Origin of the sequence: Streptomyces sp. NBC_01092, from assembly GCF_045039535.1 — a bacterium.
Classification (GTDB): Bacteria; Actinomycetota; Actinomycetes; order Streptomycetales; family Streptomycetaceae; genus Streptomyces.
This window is the reverse complement of record NZ_CP108659.1, coordinates 1861473-1878471: the sequence shown is the minus strand read 5'-3', so window position 1 is coordinate 1878471 and position 16999 is coordinate 1861473. Positions and strand designations below refer to the sequence as shown.

At 71.2% G+C, this 16999-nt stretch carries 19 protein-coding genes and 1 pseudogene; 9 read left to right on the top strand and 11 right to left on the bottom strand.

Translation table 11 applies throughout. The features are described 5' to 3' along the window. Positions 1–50: 50 nt before the first annotated feature. Positions 51–734: a uracil-DNA glycosylase gene (locus OG254_RS08240; RefSeq protein ID WP_351195725.1), complete on the top strand. Its 684-nt coding sequence runs from the start codon at positions 51–53 to the stop codon at positions 732–734. Positions 735–858: 124 nt separating this feature from the next. Further along, positions 859–1314, top strand: coding sequence for a hypothetical protein (locus OG254_RS08235; RefSeq protein WP_405578952.1), 456 nt, complete (start codon positions 859–861; stop codon positions 1312–1314). Between the two features lie 21 nt (positions 1315–1335). On the opposite strand, the gene OG254_RS08230 is transcribed toward OG254_RS08235, so the two are convergent. The 3 genes from OG254_RS08230 to OG254_RS08220 all read right to left on the bottom strand — a co-directional run bounded on the left by OG254_RS08230 (position 1336) and on the right by OG254_RS08220 (position 3113). After that, positions 1336–1833, bottom strand: a complete 498-nt coding sequence (locus tag OG254_RS08230) for a hypothetical protein (protein WP_405578950.1) — start codon at positions 1831–1833, stop codon at positions 1336–1338. A gap of 112 nt (positions 1834–1945) precedes the next feature. Then, the gene (locus OG254_RS08225) at positions 1946–2455 is read right to left on the bottom strand and encodes a DinB family protein (RefSeq protein WP_405578948.1); all 510 of its coding nucleotides are present in this window, start codon (positions 2453–2455) and stop codon (positions 1946–1948) included. A 67-nt stretch (positions 2456–2522) separates the two neighbouring features. Continuing rightward, complete coding sequence (locus OG254_RS08220; RefSeq protein WP_351195719.1) at positions 2523–3113, bottom strand: TetR/AcrR family transcriptional regulator; 591 nt, start codon at positions 3111–3113, stop codon at positions 2523–2525. A gap of 84 nt (positions 3114–3197) precedes the next feature. On the opposite strand from OG254_RS08220, the gene OG254_RS08215 reads away from it, so the two are divergent. Together OG254_RS08215 and OG254_RS08210 are read left to right on the top strand one after the other, a co-directional pair. Further along, positions 3198–4400, top strand: coding sequence for an FAD-dependent monooxygenase (locus tag OG254_RS08215; RefSeq protein WP_405578946.1), 1203 nt, complete (start codon positions 3198–3200; stop codon positions 4398–4400). Between the two features lie 13 nt (positions 4401–4413). Beyond that, positions 4414–5319, top strand: a complete 906-nt coding sequence (locus tag OG254_RS08210; RefSeq protein WP_405578943.1) for a Gfo/Idh/MocA family protein — start codon at positions 4414–4416, stop codon at positions 5317–5319. Here OG254_RS08210 and lnt read toward each other — a convergent pair. From lnt to OG254_RS08195, 3 genes are all read right to left on the bottom strand, one after another. Continuing rightward, entirely contained in the window at positions 5243–6829 is a 1587-nt protein-coding gene (gene lnt / locus OG254_RS08205) for an apolipoprotein N-acyltransferase (RefSeq protein ID WP_405578940.1), read from the bottom strand. The genes OG254_RS08210 and lnt overlap by 77 nt on opposite strands. 73 nt (positions 6830–6902) lie before the next feature. Further along, positions 6903–7388, bottom strand: a complete 486-nt coding sequence (locus OG254_RS08200) for a nuclear transport factor 2 family protein (RefSeq protein WP_405578937.1) — start codon at positions 7386–7388, stop codon at positions 6903–6905. 112 nt (positions 7389–7500) lie between these two features. Continuing rightward, the gene (locus OG254_RS08195; RefSeq protein WP_405578935.1) at positions 7501–8481 is read right to left on the bottom strand and encodes a threonine/serine dehydratase; all 981 of its coding nucleotides are present in this window, start codon (positions 8479–8481) and stop codon (positions 7501–7503) included. Between the two features lie 140 nt (positions 8482–8621). Between OG254_RS08195 and OG254_RS08190 the strand changes: the two genes are divergently transcribed. Together OG254_RS08190 and OG254_RS08185 are read left to right on the top strand one after the other, a co-directional pair. Further along, positions 8622–9701 carry an LLM class flavin-dependent oxidoreductase gene (locus OG254_RS08190; protein WP_405578933.1) on the top strand — a complete coding sequence of 360 codons (1080 nt, stop codon included), beginning with the start codon at positions 8622–8624 and terminating at the stop codon, positions 9699–9701. 89 nt (positions 9702–9790) lie between these two features. Beyond that, positions 9791–10054: pseudogene (locus OG254_RS08185) on the top strand (GNAT family N-acetyltransferase); the annotation flags it as partial. A gap of 41 nt (positions 10055–10095) precedes the next feature. Here the strand turns inward: OG254_RS08185 and OG254_RS08180 are convergent. The 4 genes from OG254_RS08180 to OG254_RS08165 all read right to left on the bottom strand — a co-directional run bounded on the left by OG254_RS08180 (position 10096) and on the right by OG254_RS08165 (position 12593). After that, positions 10096–10671: a chloramphenicol phosphotransferase CPT family protein gene (locus OG254_RS08180; RefSeq protein ID WP_405578931.1), complete on the bottom strand. Its 576-nt coding sequence runs from the start codon at positions 10669–10671 to the stop codon at positions 10096–10098. A 29-nt stretch (positions 10672–10700) separates the two neighbouring features. Continuing rightward, a complete protein-coding gene (locus OG254_RS08175) occupies positions 10701–10880 on the bottom strand; it encodes a hypothetical protein (RefSeq protein WP_351195706.1) in 180 nt (59 codons plus the stop codon). A gap of 119 nt (positions 10881–10999) precedes the next feature. Beyond that, positions 11000–11872 (bottom strand): undecaprenyl-diphosphate phosphatase, encoded by an 873-nt coding sequence (locus tag OG254_RS08170; protein WP_405578928.1) that lies wholly within the window; start codon positions 11870–11872, stop codon positions 11000–11002. Between the two features lie 250 nt (positions 11873–12122). Next, the gene (locus OG254_RS08165; protein ID WP_351195703.1) at positions 12123–12593 is read right to left on the bottom strand and encodes a helix-turn-helix domain-containing protein; all 471 of its coding nucleotides are present in this window, start codon (positions 12591–12593) and stop codon (positions 12123–12125) included. 172 nt (positions 12594–12765) lie between these two features. On the opposite strand from OG254_RS08165, the gene OG254_RS08160 reads away from it, so the two are divergent. After that, a complete protein-coding gene (locus OG254_RS08160; protein ID WP_405578925.1) occupies positions 12766–13935 on the top strand; it encodes a thiolase family protein in 1170 nt (389 codons plus the stop codon). A gap of 27 nt (positions 13936–13962) precedes the next feature. Here the strand turns inward: OG254_RS08160 and OG254_RS08155 are convergent, their stop codons facing one another. Further along, positions 13963–14745, bottom strand: coding sequence for a TVP38/TMEM64 family protein (locus OG254_RS08155; protein ID WP_351195701.1), 783 nt, complete (start codon positions 14743–14745; stop codon positions 13963–13965). Between the two features lie 49 nt (positions 14746–14794). Between OG254_RS08155 and OG254_RS08150 the strand changes: the two genes are divergently transcribed. Together OG254_RS08150 and tuf are read left to right on the top strand one after the other, a co-directional pair. After that, positions 14795–15517, top strand: a complete 723-nt coding sequence (locus OG254_RS08150; protein ID WP_405578923.1) for a DNA alkylation repair protein — start codon at positions 14795–14797, stop codon at positions 15515–15517. A 301-nt stretch (positions 15518–15818) separates the two neighbouring features. Beyond that, positions 15819–16988, top strand: coding sequence for an elongation factor Tu (gene tuf / locus OG254_RS08145; RefSeq protein WP_405578921.1), 1170 nt, complete (start codon positions 15819–15821; stop codon positions 16986–16988). Positions 16989–16999 lie beyond the last annotated feature (11 nt).

Here is a 16999-nt window from a genome sequence, read left to right as displayed (position 1 = left end):
GGGCGCACATGGTGCGACCCTGAAGTGAGCGCACACCGGAGGAAGTTGACGTGACCGACATCGCCATGCTGCCCGAGTCCTGGCGCGGGGTTCTGGGTGACGAGCTGCAGCAGCCCTACTTCAAGGAGCTGACGGAGTTCGTCGAGGAGGAGCGGGCGAAGGGTCCCGTCTACCCGCCTCGCGAGGAGGTCTTCGCCGCGCTGGAGGCGACGCCGTACGAGCAGGTGAAGGTCCTGGTCCTCGGCCAGGACCCGTACCACGGCGAGGGCCAGGGGCACGGCCTGTGCTTCTCGGTCCGTCCCGGCGTCAGGACGCCGCCCTCGCTGCGCAACATCTACAAGGAGATGCAGGAGGAGCTCGGCCACCCCGTCCCGGACAACGGCTATCTGATGCCGTGGGCCGAGCAGGGCGTCCTGCTGCTCAACGCGGTGCTGACGGTCCGCGCCGGCGAGGCGAACTCGCACAAGGGCAAGGGCTGGGAGAAGTTCACGGACGCGGTGATCAAGGCCGTGGCCGGCCGGCCCGACCCCGCCGTGTTCGTGCTGTGGGGCAACTACGCCCAGAAGAAGCTCCCGCTCATCGACGAGACGCGGCATGTGGTGGTCAAGGGTGCGCACCCCTCGCCGCTGTCCGCGAAGAAGTTCTTCGGGTCCCGCCCGTTCACCCAGATCAATGAGGCGGTGGCCCAGCAGGGGCACGAGCCGATCGACTGGCGCGTCCCGAACCTGGGCTGACATCCGCCCGCGGGCCGGTTCGCTCGCCGGGCCGGCCCCTTGCCGTACGGAGCCGCCTGACCGGGAATGCCGGTGGGGCCGGTTAGCGTCGGGTGGGACCAGCCGACGAGGGCCGGAGGACGCGGTGGCGGAGCGACAGGAGCAGACGGCGCCGGACGCCGTGCTGACGCGGATCGGGCAGGTCGTGATGCTCCATCACGCCGGGGACCGCGAGGAGGCCCGGCGCCGCCTGCTGGAGCTGTGGACGGAGCTCGGCGAGGACGGCGACCCGCTGCACCGGTGCACCCTGGCCCACTATCTGGCCGACACCCATGACGACCCCACGGATGAACTGGCGTGGGATCTGCGGGCGTTGACGGAGGCGGAGGGGGCCGGCGGTGCGGTCGCCGTACGGGCCCTGTATCCCTCGCTGCACCTGAACCTGGCGGCCGACTACGTGAAGCTCGACCGCACGGAGGCAGCCATCGTCCATCTGCGGCGGGCACGGGGAGCGGCCGGGGTGCTGGGGGACGACAGCTACGGGGACGGGGTGCGGGCGGAGATCCTGCGGTGGGAGGGGCGGCTCGGGGAGGGCGTGTAGGGGCGGGGGCCCGAGGCACCCTCACTGCCCGTACGTCTGCTCGCAGATCCGCGACTCCGGGCTGTCCGGCCTCCAGCCGCCGTACTTCTTGCCCAGCGCGCAGATGTCCCCGTTGCCCTGGACCTCCTTGGGCAGAGTCTCGGACACGTCCGGCACGGGCGGCTGTTTCGGGCCCTGCGGGGCGGAGTGCGGGCGACCGGGCTCGTGGTGCTCCTGGCGGGGGTGCGAGTGCGGGGACCGGGGGGCGGGCCGCGCCGGTGATGGGGGCGTGGGGGACGCGGGGTGTGCGGCGGACGGCGTGGCGTCGGGGCTCCGGGACGGGTCGGCGAGAGTCAGGGCCTCGCGGGCCGGCGCCTGCACGACCTTCGGGTCCGTATGGGCGCCCGGCCGGGGCACCGGCGGCCGGGACGGTGCCGACGGCGCCCCCGAAACCGGCGGGTGCTGAACCGTCGTACAGCCGCCGAGGGCCGAGACGGCCACGGTGACCAGGAGCGTTGCGGTGGTCGTCGTTCGATGCACCCGCGCAACTCTGCTGGGTCGGGCTGCCGCCTGGACAGTGGACAAGCAGAGGTTGATCCACACGGGTGATCTCCGTCCCCGTACGGGCGGCGCCGGACCGTCCGGGCTGACGTCAGTCGCCCGTGGCGCCGTCGATCCGTTCGCGGATCAGGTCGGCGTGGCCGTTGTGACGGGCGTACTCCTCGATCATGTGGGTGATGATCCAGCGCAGGTTGAAGGATTCGCCGGATCGGCTCCGGCCCTTGGAGAGGTCGTCCAAGCCGAGGCCGGCCGTGTTGCGACGGGCGTTGTCCACCTCCGACTGCCAGGTGGTGTACGCCTCCTTCCAGGTGTCGTCCTCGGTGAAGTGGAAGTCGCCGTCGGGGTCCTCTTCGCTGCAGTAGAGCACTCCGAGGTCCTCGTCCAGGAGAACCTCGTGGAACCAGAACCGCTCCACCTCCGCCATGTGCCGCACCAGCCCCAGCAGCGTCAGCTCGGACGGCTCCACCGAGGCGGTCCTGAGCTGGGTGTCGGTCAGGCCTTCGCACTTCCACCCGAGGGTCTGCCGGTGGTAGTCCAGCCAGCCCTCCAGCATGGTGCGCTCGTCGGCGGTGGTGGCGGGCTCATGGCGTTCGATCGTCATGCCTGCATCCTGGCTCAACTTCCCTGCCCTCACCAGCAGTTTCACTGATGACTGAACGTCGCCGGGCTCACTGCCCGAACATCCCGTCGAGCAACTCGCGCAGCCCCGACCGCACTTCCTCCAGGCTCGGCACCTGCGCGCTGAAGGACCCGGCCACGCAGCTGAACATCAGCCCGTCCGCCCAGGCGACCAGGGACAGCGCGTGCCGGGCCGGGGCCGTCGAGCCCATCGCGGTCACCAGCGCGGTGAGCTGGTCGCGGAAGCGGGCGCCGGTCGCGTCGAAGTAGGCGCGCAGCTCGGGTCGGCGCGTGGCCTCCAGGGCCAGTTCGTAGCGGGCGAGGGTCAGTTCGCGGTGGCGGGTCAGGGCGCGGTGCGTCGCCAGCGCCAGCCCGTCGACCAGCGAGTCGAGGCCGCCGCGCGGATCCGGCAGCTCCTCCAGCGCCAGGACCTTCGCCTCGCGGTCCGCGAGCCGGCGCACCGTCAGCTCCAGCAGCGCCTGCCGGGTGCGCGCCACGTTCGACGTGGAGCCCTGCGGCAGTCCGGCCGCCTCGTCGACCGCCCGGTGCGTGAGCCCGCGCATCCCGCGCTCGGCGAGCAGCGCGAGGGCGGTGTCGGCGACGAGGTCGGCGCGCGAGGCGCCCGTGGTGCGTTCGGACATGGAGATCAACCTACCCCTCGCACTACGCCTGTAGTACAGTCGGCGCCTGGAGGAACTACACCTGTAGTCAGCTCAGGAGGAGCCATGGCACAGTCGAGGCGGGCCGTCGTCATCGGCGGCGGCATCGGAGGCCTGACCGCGGCGGCAGCGCTGCGCATCGGCGGCTGGGACGTCACCGTGCTGGAGCGGGCCCCGTCCCTGGAGCCGGTCGGCTCCGGCATCTCCCTCGCGCCCAACTCCCTGCGCGCGCTGGACGTCATCGGGGTCGGCGACGAGATCCGCGACCTCGCCGCCTGGCAGGGCGACGGAGGGCTGCGCACCCCGTCCGGTCGCTGGCTCTCCCGCACGGACGCCGAGGCCGTGGCCGCGCGCTTCGGCGGGCCCCTGGTCCTGCTGCACCGGGCCACCCTCATCAACAGCCTCGTCGCGCGGCTCCCGTCCGGGGCTGTCCGTACCGGCATCGCCGCGAGCCTCGCCGACCCGGGCGACGCCGACCGGCCGGCCCGGGTGAGCACGCCGGACGGCGACCTGGAGGCCGACCTCGTGGTGGCCGCCGACGGCATCCAGTCCGCCGTACGGCAGGCGCTGTTCCCGGAGCACCCCGGCACCGTCTACTCAGGGTTCACGACCTGGCGAGTCGTGATTCCCGTGCCGGGCGCGGATTTCGCCTCGCACGAGACCTGGGGCAGGGGCCGCATCTGGGGCTCGCACCCGCTCAAGGACGGCCGCGTCTACGCGTACGCGGCGGCTGTCACGCCCGCCGCGCAGCGCGCCCCGGACGACGAGAAGGCCGAACTGCTGCGCCGCTACGGCGACTGGCACGACCCGATCCCCGCGATCCTCGCCGCCGCCCGCCCCGAGGACGTCCTGCGCCACGACGTCCACCACATCGCCGACCCGCTGCCCTCCTACCACCGCGGCCGGGTCGCCCTGGTCGGGGACGCCGCGCACGCCATGCCGCCGACGCTGGGACAGGGCGGCAACCAGGCCATCGAGGACGCGGTCGTCCTGGCACACCACGGCGACGACCTCGGCGCCTACACCGCGGCCCGCCTTCCGCGTACGACCGCCATCGCCCGCCAGGCCGTCAGGATCGGCCGGCTGAACATGATGACCGGCCGCGCCGGGATCGCCGTACGCAACACGGCGCTGGCCGCGGTGTCCAAGGCGGCGCCGCTGCTGTTCCTGCGGGGCTTCGACGGCATCGCCGACTGGCGGCCGCCACAGGCGCCGTATGCTGCCGGAAAGACCCGGCAGGCAACCGCTGGACCGGCCGGCAACCGCTAGAGGAGACATCCCCGTGAAGGTCGGCTGTATCGGACTCGGTGACATCGCGCAGAAGGCATACCTGCCGGTGCTCGGCGGCCGGCCCGGGGTCGAACTGCATCTGCAGACCCGTACGCCCGCCACGCTCGCCCGGGTCGCCGACGGCCTCCACCTCCCGGCCGCGCAGCGCCACGAGGACCTCGACTCGCTCCTCGCCCAGGACCTCGACGCCGCCTTCGTGCACGCACCCACCGGCGCGCACCCGGAGATCGTGACGCGGCTGCTGGAGGCGGGCGTGCCGACGTACGTCGACAAGCCGCTCGCCTACCGCCTCGAAGACTCCGAGCGCCTGGTGGCGCTCGCCGAGAAGCACACCGTGAGCCTCGCCGTCGGCTTCAACCGGCGCTACGCCCCGGGCTACGCGCAGTGCGCCGACCATCCGCGCGAGCTCATCCTGATGCAGAAGAACCGCATCGGGCTGCCCGAAGAGCCGCGCACGATGATCCTGGACGACTTCATCCACGTCGTGGACACCCTGCGCTTCCTGGTGCCCGGCCCGATCGACGACGTGACGGTGCGCGCCCGGGTGCAGGGCGGACTGCTGCACCACCTCGTGCTGCAACTGGCCGGTGAGGGGTTCACCGCGCTCGGTGTGATGAACCGGCTCAGCGGCTCCGCCGAGGAGATCCTGGAGGTGTCCGGGCAGGACACCAAGCGTCAGGTCCTCAACCTCGCCGAGGTCGTCGACCACAAGGGCCAGCCGACCGTGCGGCGGCGCGGGGACTGGGTGCCGGTGGCCCGCCAGCGCGGCATCGAGCAGGCGGTGCTCGCCTTCCTCGACGCCGTGCGCGCGGGCAAGGTGCTCAGCGCCCGGGACGCGCTGGCCACTCATGAGTTGTGCGAACGGGTGGTACGTGCGGTTCAGGAGCGGGCCGCCTGAACCGGGGCCGTAGCGTCCGGATGCCCTCGCCCGCGCACCAGGCGGCCATGATCAGCAGCGCCGCGTGCGCCACCCAGTCGCCGAAGCGGACGTACGGCGTGACGCCGCCGGACAGCGGCACCTCGTAGACCGCGCTGGTGCTCGCGCTCGTCCCCAGCCAGGCACCTATGCGCTGGCCGCTCGGGCCGTACACGGCGGAGACGCCGGTCAGCGTCGCGTGCACCATCGGCCGGCCCGTCTCGGCGGCGCGCAGCGCGGCCAGCGAGGCATGCTGCTCCGGGGCCCAGCTCTGCTGGAACGTCGACGTCGCCGACTGGGCGATCAGCACCTCGGCGCCGTCGTCCGCGAGGTTGCGGCTCATGTCGGAGAAGGCCGACTCGAAGCAGACCATCGGGCCGACGCGCAGCCCGTGCCCGGCGTCCATCACGACCTGCTGCGTGCCGCGCCTGCGGTCCTCGTCGGCCGCCCTGCCCACGGATGTCGCCCAGCCCAGCATCGAGCGCATCGGTATGTACTCCCCGAAGGGGACCAACCGCATCTTGTCGTAGCGGGCGCCCGTCGGGCCGTTCGGGCCGATGAGGATGGAGCTCTTGTAGATGCCGGGCTTGTCGGAGCGCCGCGCGTCCACGTTGACCAGGATGTTCACCCCGGTCTCCCGCGAGAGTGCCGCGAGCCGCCGGGCGAGGTCGGGCCGCTCGCCGAGGTCGAAGCCGACGCTGCTCTCACCCCACACGATCAGGTCGACATCCTCGCCGGCCAGCTCGCGGGTGAGCTGCTCCTCGCGGTCGAAACGCCGGTCGGGACCGTCCGGGCCGCCCTGGATGACCCCGGGCTGTACGACGGCTATCCGGACGCGCTCCTGGACGTCGGGCCGCGGGGACCACACCCAGGCGGCGGAGGTTGCCACGGCCGTGGCGGTGAGACCGGCCACCGCGGGGACCCGGGAGGCGCGCACCGTCACCAGCACGGCGACCGCGACGTTCACGGTCACCACCAGGAAGCTGATCAGCCACACCCCGCCCACCGAGGCGAGCCGCAGCGCGGGCTCCACCTGCCACTGGCTGGAGCCCAGCACCCCCCACGGGCCGCCGAGGCCCTGCCAGGAGCGGACCAGCTCGACCATCAGCCAGCCGGACGGCAGGACGACGAGCGCCGCCGCCACCCGGCCGGGGGAGGGGCTCGACGGGGCCAGGAAGCGGCGCACCAGCCAGCCCCAGGGCGCCCACAGCGCACCGAGCAGGGCGGAGATGACGAACGTGAAGACATGCAGGTTGGGCAGCAGCCAGTGGTGCATCGCCAGCATGAAGCCGAACCCGCCCCACCAGCCGTCGTACAACGCCCGCTTCCCGGTCGGCGCGGTGCGGATCAGGGCGATCCACGGGACCAGCGCGACATACGCGAACCACCACAGCGACGGCTGCGGGAAGGCGAGCACGGGCAGCGCTCCGGCCAGCACTGCGGCAGTGGAGCGCCGCCAGGGTGAGGCGAGCCAGTCGCTGATCGTCTTCATGCGCCCTCCCTACCCACCTCGTGGTCCTTCCAGTGTGCTCACAGGCACTGACAGTGGGACAGTGGGCGTCCGCTCAGTCGATCACCGCGGGCGCGGTCCGCTCGGGCAGACGGCGCCATTTCTCCTGGACGACGACCTCGCGCAGCCGCCAGCCGTCGTCCGTCCGCAGCAGCCCGAAGGCGTACCGTCCGCCGCACACGAAGTCGGGGGCCGAGGAGCCTTCGCCGTCCGCCGCGAACCGCATCGGATTGACGTAGTCGGCCTGCACCCTGGCCGTGTCGCCGGTGTCCTGATCCAGGACCCCGAAGTGCACCCGGCGGTTGACGATGAGGTGCTGGCGCATCGAGAACACCCGCAGGCTCTCCGCCAGCCACGCGGCGATACTGCCGGCGTCCCCCTCGATCCCGCCGGCCGAGCGGTAGTCCGCGCGCCCGTCCTGGGTGAACAGGCTCCGGTACGCCTGCCAGTCGCCGTCGTCCACGGCGACCGCGTAGTCCGTGATCACTCCATCGACTGCCAGCCGGTCCCTGAGGGTGGCCAGTTCTACACGCTGCGTCATCGGCTCAGTGTTGGGCATGTGACGGACGGAGCCAAGAGGGCGTACGGCGATATTCGGTGGAACAGTGGTGTCGGCGGCGAGGCCGTTCCCAGGAACGATCAGAGCGACCGAGTCAAGCGCTGTGGGTGGGAGCCGCACCGACCCAGCGGTGATAGGCGTCCATGTCGACGTTGCTGCCGCACACGATGGTGACTATGTGTCGACCGGCGAACCGGTCACGGTCTTCGAGGATCGCCGCGATGCCGAGCGCGGCCGACGGTTCGACGACGAGGCCGGCATGGTCGAGGAGCATCCGCATACCGGCGATGATCGACGCCTCCTGGACCAGGACGGCGTCGTCGGCGACCAGGAGGAGGTCGTCCAGGACGGCCGGGATGGGACGCCGGCCGGCGACGCCGTCGGCAATGGTGCTGGTCGAGTCGGTGGTGACGACACGTCGTCGGCGCCAGGAGTGAGTCATCGCCGGCGCTCCCAGCGGCTGGATGCAGATCACCTCGACTTCGGGCGCCAAGGCCTTCACCACATGACCCACGCCGGTGGCCAGCGCCCCGCCGCCGAGGGCAATCAGGACGGTGTCGAACGACGGCGCGGTGTCGACCAGTTCCAGGCCTATGGTCGCCGCGCCCTCGCAGGTCTCGATGTCCAGGCTGTCTTCGAGCAGCCGGATGCCGTGGTACCGCGCGATCGCCGCCGCCCGCTCGCGGGCCATCTCGTGGTCGCCGTCCACCAGTTCCAGCCTGGCGTCCAGTGCGCGGATGCGATCAAGCTTGGCCGCAGTCGCAAAGCGGGATGCCACGACGGTGACGTCGAGCCCACGGCCGCGACCGGACCAGGCGAGGGCTTGGCCGAGGTTGCCCGCGCTGGCGCACACCGCGGCTCGCGAGCCATGCTCGGCGAGCAGGCTCGCGACCACCTCGGTGCCGCGGGCCTTGAAGCTGCGGACCGGGTTCGCCGTTTCGAGCTTGATGCTCACCGCGCACCCGAGGTCGGGTTCCAGCGCCTCGCAGCGGTACAGCGGAGTGTCGAGGAAGACCGGGTCGATCACCGGGCGCGCCGCCCGGATCCGAGCAGTGTCGAGACGCGTCTTCTGCACGGCACAGGAGCGTAGCGCCACCGCCGACGGAGTAATTGTCAATCGCTGTAGATCAGTTGAGGTGGCTCAGGCCGCGCCAGCTAGCCAGGACCTGCCATGCTGAGCAGGTTCGAGTCGATCCTCACACCTTGGAGGTTCGGATGCGTACAGGCGTCGTAGTCGCCGCCCAGCCCGGTGTGGAGGACCTCGCCGTGCGGGCCGAGGAGTTGGGCCTGCACAGCTTCTGGGTCAACGACACCCCGATGGTCCACGGCGACCCCTTCGTCGCCCTGAGCCTGTGTGCGAAGGCCACCAGCCGCATCAGGCTCGGCATCGGCGTGACCTCACCGGCGCTGCGCTCGGCCCCGGCCGCCGCGAGCGGGCTCGCCAGCCTCAACGCCCTGGCACCGGGCCGGATCATCTGCGGAGTCGGCACCGGAAACACCGCCCGGCGCACCCTGGGCATGCGGCCGACCACGGCGGCCAGGCTGGAGAACTTCACCGCCGCACTGCAGGACCTGTGCGCCGGACGCTCGACCCAGTACCGCGAAGGTGACCGGGTCCGCGACATCCGGTTCCTGCACGCCGGGGCGCACGTGAACACCGCCGACCCGATCGAGTTCGTCGTGGCCGCGCTGCTCGGACCGAAGGCCGCCACCGTCGCCGGCCGCCGCGGCACCGGCCTCATCTCCTTCGGCCTGCTGGACCCCACCGCCTGGCACGCGCTGCACGACACCCGCCGCCACGCCGCCCAGGGCACACCCCGCGACCCCCACTCCCACATGGACTCCCGGGCGGACTCCTACGTCGTCACCGCGCTCCACCTGCTCGACGAGGACGAGGACCCCCACGGCGACGCGGCCCGGGACGCGACGGGCCACCTCGTCCTGTCGCTGCTGGCCTTCGCCGCCGACACAGCCGCCGACACCCCCGCCCTCGCCGAGCAACTCGGCCCCGAGGAACGCGAGGCGGTGCGGCGGCTCCTCGACCGGCGCGGCACTACCCCCACCGCGCCGGACCGGCACACAAAGCTCTACCCCAACTACCTCGGACGCATCGCACCGCAGGACCGGGACCTGATTCTGCCCTCGCTGATGAACACCCTGGCCCTGGTCGGCACCCGCGACGACCTCCTCGCCCGCATCACCACCCTGGAACAGGCCGGCGTCGACGAACTCCTCATCCAGCCGGTGATCGACCCGCCCGCCGAGATGGCCCAGCTCGCGAAACTCCTCACCTGAGCTGACCCGCCTCCCGCAGCTCTGACCTGCACTTCCCTGCACAGCATGGCCGGTTGACGCGTCACGGCGGACACCGATTTGCCAGGCCGATGAATGACCTTCGTATCCACGCGGTGGACGACGATGCCTCGATCCGCGATTGGCAGTACGCCCACAATCTGATTCTGTCGCTCGACGACGTCCGCGCCCGCACGGGTCGTAACCGCCTGGAGGTCGCCTACCTCGGCGACGTCCTGATCGGCTGCACCACCGTGCGCCCGCCCACCAAGGACAACCGCGCCACCGCCACGGTAATAGCCCGCGTTCTGCCTGAGCACCGCCGCCGCGGCCTCGGCACGCGGCTCTACGAGCGCCCTGGATCGACCTGCGTCTGGCCTGATCCGCCGGACAGGGCCTAGTGAGACGGTGATCGTCGCAGCTGTTCGAAAGCGGTGGGGCTGGGCCTGCGGGCCAGGAACTCCTTGATGCGGCGGGCGCATTCCTGCGGTGTGCTGCGGCCGGTGTCGCACTCCAGGTCGTAGACACCATGAGCGTGCACGCGCGCGAGCTGGCCCGCGGCGAGGCCGGGCGGCCGGTCGCCGCGCTCGCGCTCCCGGCGCTCCAGTTCCGCCGGATGGCAGTGCACCTTGACGAGGACGACGTCCTGCGGCACGAAGAGCGACAGGCAGTCCCTGAGACGCCACTCGGCGCTCAGTACGTGGTCGACGACGACGTTGTTGCCGGCGGCGGCCATGCCCGCGACCGCGCGGTGAAAGCCCTGCCAGGTGCGGTGGAGGACGGTGGCGAGCTGGTCCTGCGGGACGGGGGTCCGCGAGCGCATCGCGTGGAAGGCGTCGACGGGCATGTGGAAGCACGGCTCTTCGAGAGTCCGCAGCAGTTCGGTAGCGATGCTCGACTTGCCCGAACTGGATGTGCCGTTGAGGAAGATGACGAGGCCGCGGCGCGGCGGCACGTCGTCCAGATGCTTCATGGAATGGATCTCCGGCGCGGGTCGGGGGCTCAAGCCGCCTTGATGACCTGACTGCGGATGGCGGCCGCCCACTCGACCACCAACAGCTCGTACTCCGCGCGCTCCTGAGCCGACAGCGAGCCGCCCGCACGCAGCCACAGGGCGCGAATCGCCTCGTTCACCTCGGCAGCAGACCGCACGGAACCAGGGCCTAAGGAATGGGGGGACATGCGGACAAGCCTAGGGGCAAGACCTGACGGTGCGCTACCGGACGGCTACGCGCAACGTATGTGATTGGTCACGGATTTCGGAGGGCCGCTCCTGCTGACCGGTGAGTCAGGCGTCGGTGTCAGCCCGACTCCGCCGCGTGCGGGCTCAGGACGCCCGTCGAGACCAGGGCGATGATGACTATGCCGAGGGCGATGCGGTACCAGACGAACGGCATGAAGCTCTTCGTCGAGATGAACTTCATGAACCAGGCGATGACCGCGTAGCCGGACGCGAAGGCGATCACCGTCGCGAAGATCGTCGGGCCCCAGGAGACGTGGTCGTTCTCCATCGCATCCTTGAGCTCGAACAGGCCGGAGGCGAGGACGGCCGGGATCGCGAGGAGGAAGGAGTAGCGGGCCGCGGACTCGCGCGTGTAGCCCATGAAGAGGCCACCGCTGATGGTGGCGCCGGAGCGGGAGACTCCGGGGACCAGCGCCGCCGACTGGCACAGGCCGAAGATCAGGCCGTCCTTCACGCTCAGGTCCTCGAGGCCCTTGCGCTGCTTGGCGGCGCGGTGCCGCCCGCCGGTCTCGTCGCGCGCCGCCATCCGGTCCGCGATGCCGATGACGATGCCGACGACGATCAGCATCGTCGCGGTGATCCGCAGGTCGCGGAACGGGCCCTCGATCTGATCCTTGAGCGTCAGGCCGAGCACGCCGATCGGGATCGAGCCGACGATCACCAGCCAGCCCATCTGGGCGTCGTGGTCGCGTCGCATCTCCTTGTTGGTCAGCGACCGCAGCCACGCCGAGATGATCCGCCCGATGTCCTTGCGGAAGTAGATCAGCACCGCGGTCTCCGTGCCGATCTGAGTGATCGCCGTGAAGGCCGCACCGGGGTCCTCCCAGCCCGAGAACGCCGCGGTCAGACGCAGGTGCGCGCTGGAGGACACGGGGAGGAACTCGGTCAGCCCCTGGACGAGTCCGAGGATGAGGGATTCAAACCAAGACATGAAGTTACGGAGTCCAAGTGCTGATCGTGGCAAGGGGCGAGGGGGGACACCGCGTCGGCGGCGCAGAGATCGCGAGTGTCGAGGGGCAGCGTAGCGTCCCGCGATGACGGCTCCGGCACAGGGGCTAGGGCGGACGATCGCCCACCGCGGGTAAACCGGCGTTGACCTGCTACGGGGCCTGCGCTTGGGTGGCGGCGAGCGGAAAGTGCCTGCCGCAGGCGGCGGTCGGTCGCTCCGCTCGCTCCTTCGGCTACGCCGCCGTCGGCCCCGACACCGACCAGCCGGCTGCCTGGGGATGGGCCGTGAGGTCCTCGTGGCGCACCGCATCGCCGCAGGCACGGCAGGTGACGAGCGGCAGCAGTTCGTTGCCGCAGGCGTGCTCGATCACCATCGGGCGGTCGTCGTCGCCGCGCAGATGGCGGTCGCCCCACGCCATGAGGGTCATCAGCACCGGCTCCAGTTCCAGCCCGGCCTGCGTGGGCCGGTACTCGAACCGCTGCGGGCGCTCGCTGTAGGCCCGCTTCGTCAGAATCCCGGCGTCGACGAGGCGGCGCAGCCGGGTGGCGAGGATGTCTCGCGGGGCACCGATGTTGCGCACCAGCTGGTCGAAGCGGCCGTTGCCCAGGCACACCTCGCGCAGGACCAACAGGGAGTACTTCTCGCCGACGAGCGCCAGGGCGTCGGCGATGGAGCAGGGGCGCGGGTCTTTGGTGGCGGCCATGCCGCTCAGTTTAAGGGCCGGGTTCGACTTTCCAACCCTGGTGGGTTTGATTTTCCAACTCTTCGGGCTATGGTGAGTTCGGATTTCCTACTCACTGGTAATCGCGCATCGCGCCGGTCCCCGCACCGGCCCGCGCGCCGGTCACCGCCCGGCGGCCAAGGAGGCCCGCACCATGCGTGACGCAGTCATCGTCGAAGCCGTACGCACCCCGATGGGCAAGGGCAAGCCGAACGGCTCCCTGGCACACGTCCACCCCGTCCAGCTCCTCGCCCACACCCTGCGCACCCTCGTGGAGCGCTCGGGCGTGGACCCGGCGCTGATCGACGACGTCATCGGCGGCACCGTCGACCAGGTCGGCGAGCAGGCCATGAACACCACCCGCTACGCCGCCCTGTCGGCGGGCTTCCCGGACACGGTCCCGGCGACCACCGTGGACCGCCAGTGCGGCTCGTCCCAGCAGGCCGTGCACTTCGCCGCCCAGGGCGTGATCGCGGGGGCGTACGACATGGTCGTCGCGTGCGGCGTCGAGTCGATGAGCCGGGTGCCGATGTGGTCGAACGTGCCGCCCGGCAAGGACCCCTTCGGCCCCGGCATCGCCGAGCGCTACCCGGAGGGGCTCGTCCCGCAGGGCATCAGCGCCGAGCTGATCGCCGCCAAGTGGTCGATCACCCGCGAGCAGATGGACGAGTTCGCCGTGTCCTCGCACCGGAAGGCGGCCGCCGCCTGGGAGCAGGGCCTGTTCGACGTCGAGGTCGCGCCCCTGGACGGCGTCTCGCGCGACGAGTGCGTACGTCCCGGCAGCACCACCGAGATCCTCGGCGGCCTCAAGCCCGCCTACCACGACCCGGCGTTCGCCGAGCGCTTCCCGCAGATCGAGTGGAACGTCACCGCGGGCAACGCGAGCCCCATCAACGACGGCGCCTCCGCCGTGCTCATCACCTCCAGCGAGACGGCGGCCCGCCTCGGTCTGCGCCCCCTCGCCCGGCTGCACAGCTTCGCCGTCACCGGTTCCGACCCGGTGCTGATGCTCACGGGAGTCATCCCGGCGACCGAGAAGGTGCTGCGCAGGGCGGCGCTGTCCCTCGACGACATCGACCTGTTCGAAATCAACGAGGCGTTCTCCAGCGTCGTGCTGGCCTGGCAGCAGGAGACGGGCGCCGACCTCGGCAAGGTCAACGTGCACGGCGGCGCGATCGCTCTCGGTCACCCCCTCGGGGCGAGCGGAACCCGTCTGACGGCGACCCTGGTCCACGCGATGCGCGAGCGCGGCGCCCGCTACGCGCTGCAGACGATGTGCGAGGCCGGCGGGCTCGCCAACGCGATGATCCTCGAATCGGTCTGAGCCGACGGGTCGGCCCGACCCGCCCCCTCAGCGGCGGCGCAGGTGGTGGCGCTTGCGCCAGGCCACCACCGCGCCCGCGAGCGCCGGCAGCGCGATGGCGGCCACCGCGATCAGGAACACCGGCGACGTCGGCTGCCCGGCCCGGGCACCGGCGACGACGTACGCGGCGATGTTGGGGATCGAACCGAGCGCCGTGGCCAGCAGGAAGGGGACGTAGCCCATACGGGAGACGGCGGCGGCGTAGTTCGCGGCCCAGAACGGCACACCGGGGAACAGCCGCACCGCCAGCATCGACCGGAAGCCGTGCTTGCTGAACTGCTTGTCCACCGCCTTCAGCAACCGGCCGCGCAGCAGCGGGCGCAGCGCGTCCTGGCCGAGCATCCGGCCGAGCGCGAAGGAGATCGCGGCCCCGAGCACGGTGCCGGCCATGGCGGCGCCCATCCCCAGCGCCGAGCCGAAGAGCGCGCCCGCCGCGAGGTTCAGCAGAGGCCGCGGCACGAACGCGACCGTGATCAGCCCGTACGCCACGGCGAACAGCACCACCGCGACCGGACCGCCGACCTGGGGCGGCCAGCCGTGCGCCAGGAGCTTGTGCGGCTCGAAGAGCAGCACGGACGCCGCGGCGGCCGCGAGCAGGACCAGGAGCAGGGACAGCCGCGCCCACGGCGAGAGCAGTGCTCTCGCGCAGCGCGGGCCGAAGCCGGCAGGGACGGGCGCCGGCACCGCGACGGCGACGGCTGATTCGTTGGCGGCGGCCTGCGAAGAGGCGGTGGCGGTGCCCCCAGAGCGGGTGGTGGCATCGTCGAGCATTTGGCGACAGTAACCGACGAAGATGTGTGATCGCCGTATGGTTCGTCTCATGGGCGTCACAGGAACGGGAACACTGGAAGTTCCGCGCAGTGCCCTGGCCGACACGGTGCTGGAGCGGCTCGTGGCCACCTACGGCGCTGCCGCCGACCCGGAACGTGCCGTGTCCATGCGGGCGTACATGAAGGACGTGGCCCCCTTCCTCGGCCTCACGACGCCGGTGCGACGCGCCCTGACCCGCACCGTCGTCCAGGGCACACCCCGCCCCGACGAGGCCGACTGCACCGCCATTGCCCTGCGCTGCTGGCAGCTGCCCGAGCGTGAGTACCACTACTTCGCCGTCGACCATCTGCGCCGGCACGTGGGGCGCTGCTCCTCCGGATTCCTGCCGGTGGCCCGGCATCTGGCCGCCACCGTCTCCTGGTGGGACACGGTCGACGCACTCGCCGCGCATGTCGTGGGCGGGCTGGTCGCGGCCGACCCCGAGCTCAAGGCGGACATGGACGCCTGGATCGCCGACGACGACCTGTGGGTCGCCCGCACGGCCCTGCTCCACCAACTGCGCTACAAGGAACGCACCGACACCGAACGCCTCTTCGCGTATTGCCTGCGCCAGTCCGGGCACACCGACTTCTTCATCCGCAAGGCCATCGGCTGGTGCCTGCGCGAGTACGCCAAGACCGACCCCGAGGCCGTACGGGACTTCCTGGCGCGGGAGCAGGGACGGTTCGCGCCGCTGTCGGTGAGGGAGGCGCTGAAGAACATCGGCGCCTGAAGTCCCGTACCGCACGTCGCAAGTCCCCGTAACCCAAGTCCCGTACCGCGAAAAACCATTCGACGTCGGGCAAAGCGTCGGCAATGATCGGCGTCATGTTCCGGCACGCCTTCGTCCTCGCAGCATCCGCAGTCGCGGATGCTCCGAAGGCTGCCGTTCCGGTCATTGCGACCACAGTCGACGGCGCCCGAAGCTGACCCTCTCCGGACAGTCCGGCGGACCCCGCAGGGGGAGGGTCGGCAAGTCCTTGGGGTCCCCATCTGCTTCGCAGAGACTTCTGCAGAGACTTCGAGGTACAGCCATGTCCAAGACGGCATACGTGCGCACCAAACCGCATCTGAACATCGGCACCATGGGCCATGTCGACCACGGCAAGACCACCCTGACCGCCGCCATCACCAAGGTCCTCGCCGAGCGCGGGTCCGGCACGTTCGTGCCCTTCGACCGCATCGACCGGGCGCCGGAGGAGGCCGCGCGCGGCATCACCATCAACATCGCGCACGTCGAGTACGAGACCGACACCCGTCATTACGCCCATGTGGACATGCCGGGCCACGCCGACTACGTCAAGAACATGGTCACCGGCGCCGCCCAGCTGGACGGGGCGATCCTCGTCGTCTCCGCGCTCGATGGGATCATGCCGCAGACCGCCGAACACGTGCTGCTCGCCCGCCAGGTGGGCGTCGACCACATCGTCGTCGCCCTGAACAAGGCCGACGCGGGGGACGAGGAGCTCATCGACCTCGTCGAACTGGAGGTCCGCGACCTGCTGTCCGAGCACGGCTACGGCGGCGACGCCGTGCCCGTCGTACGGGTCTCGGGGCTGAAGGCGCTGGAAGGGGACCCGCAGTGGACGGCGTCGATCGAGGCGCTGCTCGACGCGGTGGACACCTACGTTCCGATACCGGAGCGCTATGTGGACGCGCCGTTCCTGCTGCCCGTGGAGAACGTGCTCACCATCACCGGCCGGGGGACCGTGGTCACCGGGGCGGTCGAGCGGGGCACCGTGCGGCTGGGCGACCGGGTCGAAGTGCTCGGCGCCGGGCTGGAGAGCGTGGTCACCGGCCTGGAGACCTTCGGCAAGCCGATGGACGAGGCCCAGGCCGGGGACAACGTGGCGCTGCTGCTGCGCGGGGTCCCGCGGGACGCCGTCCGGCGGGGGCATGTGGTCGCGGCGCCGGGGAGTGTGGTGCCTCGCAGTCGGTTCACCGCGCAGGTGTATGTGCTCTCGGCCCGTGAGGGCGGTCGTACGACCGCCGTCGTCAGCGGGTACCGGCCGCAGTTCTACATCCGCACGGCGGACGTGGTCGGGGACATCGACCTCGGTGAGGCGGGCGTCGCGCGGCCCGGGGAGACGGTCACCATGACCGTCGAGCTGGGGCGTGAGGTGCCGCTGGAGCCCGGCCTCGGATTTGCCATCCGCGAGGGTGGCCGGACCGTGGGGGCGGGGACCGTGACCGCCGTTTCATAGGGGCGGTGTCT

Bases quoted from the DNA above. Each gene is read 5' to 3' on its own strand.
- OG254_RS08225 (WP_405578948.1), bottom strand. From the start codon at position 2,455: ATGACGATCGAACGCCATGAGCCCGCCACCACCGCCGACGAGCGCACC.
- OG254_RS08220 (WP_351195719.1), bottom strand. From the start codon at position 3,113: ATGTCCGAACGCACCACGGGCGCCTCGCGCGCCGACCTCGTCGCCGAC.
- OG254_RS08170 (WP_405578928.1), bottom strand. From the start codon at position 11,872: ATGTCTTGGTTTGAATCCCTCATCCTCGGACTCGTCCAGGGGCTGACC.
- OG254_RS08175 (WP_351195706.1), bottom strand. From the start codon at position 10,880: ATGTCCCCCCATTCCTTAGGCCCTGGTTCCGTGCGGTCTGCTGCCGAG.
- OG254_RS08150 (WP_405578923.1), top strand. From the start codon at position 14,795: ATGGGCGTCACAGGAACGGGAACACTGGAAGTTCCGCGCAGTGCCCTG.
- OG254_RS08200 (WP_405578937.1), bottom strand. From the start codon at position 7,388: ATGACGCAGCGTGTAGAACTGGCCACCCTCAGGGACCGGCTGGCAGTC.
- OG254_RS08165 (WP_351195703.1), bottom strand. From the start codon at position 12,593: ATGGCCGCCACCAAAGACCCGCGCCCCTGCTCCATCGCCGACGCCCTG.
- OG254_RS08180 (WP_405578931.1), bottom strand. From the start codon at position 10,671: ATGAAGCATCTGGACGACGTGCCGCCGCGCCGCGGCCTCGTCATCTTC.
- lnt (WP_405578940.1), bottom strand. From the start codon at position 6,829: ATGAAGACGATCAGCGACTGGCTCGCCTCACCCTGGCGGCGCTCCACT.
- tuf (WP_405578921.1), top strand. From the start codon at position 15,819: ATGTCCAAGACGGCATACGTGCGCACCAAACCGCATCTGAACATCGGC.
- OG254_RS08190 (WP_405578933.1), top strand. From the start codon at position 8,622: ATGCGTACAGGCGTCGTAGTCGCCGCCCAGCCCGGTGTGGAGGACCTC.
- OG254_RS08155 (WP_351195701.1), bottom strand. From the start codon at position 14,745: ATGCTCGACGATGCCACCACCCGCTCTGGGGGCACCGCCACCGCCTCT.
- OG254_RS08160 (WP_405578925.1), top strand. From the start codon at position 12,766: ATGCGTGACGCAGTCATCGTCGAAGCCGTACGCACCCCGATGGGCAAG.
- OG254_RS08215 (WP_405578946.1), top strand. From the start codon at position 3,198: ATGGCACAGTCGAGGCGGGCCGTCGTCATCGGCGGCGGCATCGGAGGC.